The 1,424-nt window shown below is 47.1% G+C and carries 1 protein-coding gene; it reads right to left on the reverse strand.

The window, feature by feature from the left end; all coding sequences use genetic code 11:
• Nucleotides 1-107 precede the first annotated feature (107 nt).
• Entirely contained in the window at nt 108-1,346 is a 1,239-nt protein-coding gene (locus JCM17471_RS13135) for an ISL3-like element IS1165 family transposase (RefSeq protein WP_054778174.1), read from the reverse strand.
• Nucleotides 1,347-1,424 lie beyond the last annotated feature (78 nt).

The following is a 1,424-nucleotide window of genomic DNA, read 5'->3' on the forward strand; positions in this document are numbered from 1 at the left end:
TTTGTTGTTTTATTAGTTGCGGCGTTTAATCTGGTGTGTTGTCTGAATATCGTACTTGAAGGCATAACAAATAAGCCTACCATCGTGACGTTATTGTGGTAGATAATCTAGGCAATCAGCTGGTAGACGCGTGTGAACATATTGGCCTGATTGGAGAAGCCATAGCAAGCACGTTTGAGCTCCTTGATCTTACGGTTGATGCCCTCTATCGGTCCGTTAGAGTAGGACGATTTGGCGGCGTTAATTACTCCATTAAGATTCTTTCGTAGGGTATGCATGGCCGTATCTAGGGGCGTGCCGTTAGGCTGATAGTTAGTGATGATATTCTTGAGTTCATCAGCGTGACGCCCCATCAAAGCACCGTGGAGATCGATGTAGGTTTCATAAGCTGTTTTGAAGGCCGGAAACGTATCGGTTCCAATATCAATAGCGCTCTGTTCGGTCGAGTACTCATTCAGGCCGAAGAGGTAGCGGCTCTTTTGTGCGTCAGGGTTGGCCTTGTGGAATAGGCGCCATAGTGATTTCAGTACTTTATATTCCCGCGAATGCTTGTCGAGTTGCTTTAAACATTGAGTGCGAATGGTATCCATCGTCCGGCCTATTAATTGAATAATGTGGAACCGATCAATAATGAGTTCGGCGTTAGGGAATAGTTCGTGCACGAATGCTTGATAGGAGGCGTTCATGTCCATGATGACGCGTTGAACCGCGGCCCGTTCTGCGGTGCTGTACTGACTAAGAAAGAACTGTTTGATGGTTCTATTAAGGCGGTCGCTAAGTACTTTAACTGATTTGTGAGTGTCGGCGTCAATGCAAATAAACGACATGGAGCCGTGCGTGGAACGGAATTCATCAAAGCATAGATTAATCGGTAACCGGCGGCTCGCGTGTGGATGAATATTAGCCGTCAAAATACGCTGAACTGAGTTTGTCGAAATACCGGTGAGACTGGCGATAGTCTTAGCCGGGAGTGATTTACTGGCTAGCTTCAGCACATGAGTCGCTAGTCCGTGACCGATGGCGTGGTTGGTTGATACCACTGGAGTGGTGGCCGTACAAGTGCTATGGCAGTTACTACAACGCCAGCGTTGCTTGTTTAGCTCTAGAATTACGGGCCGGTCCATGGGTCCTGCAATGTGGACATAAGTGAGCTTGTGTCCGTTAGGGTGCAACGTATTGTATCCACAGCTGGGACAGCGCCTGAGTGTGTAGGTAAGCTCTGCCTGGATGACCAAATACTTTTTGCGACCCGAGCCCCGACCATGAAATTCCTCACGAGTACCGAACACCTGAATGTTTGTGTCTGTAATTCCCAGTAATTTAAGTGTATTATCTAGTTGAGACATCTATTCCTACCCCGCTTATCTTGAGTTTCGTCGCTTAAAGCATAGCACTAGGGAGGCTTAGATGCCTTTTTTTTGTTA

The sequence above is a fragment of the Lacticaseibacillus saniviri JCM 17471 = DSM 24301 genome, assembly GCF_001311785.1.
In the GTDB taxonomy this organism is placed as follows: domain Bacteria; phylum Bacillota; class Bacilli; order Lactobacillales; family Lactobacillaceae; genus Lacticaseibacillus; species Lacticaseibacillus saniviri.

Coding starts and splice junctions, on each gene's coding strand:
- JCM17471_RS13135 (WP_054778174.1), bottom strand. CDS start 1,346: ATGTCTCAACTAGATAATACACTTAAATTACTGGGAATTACAGACACA.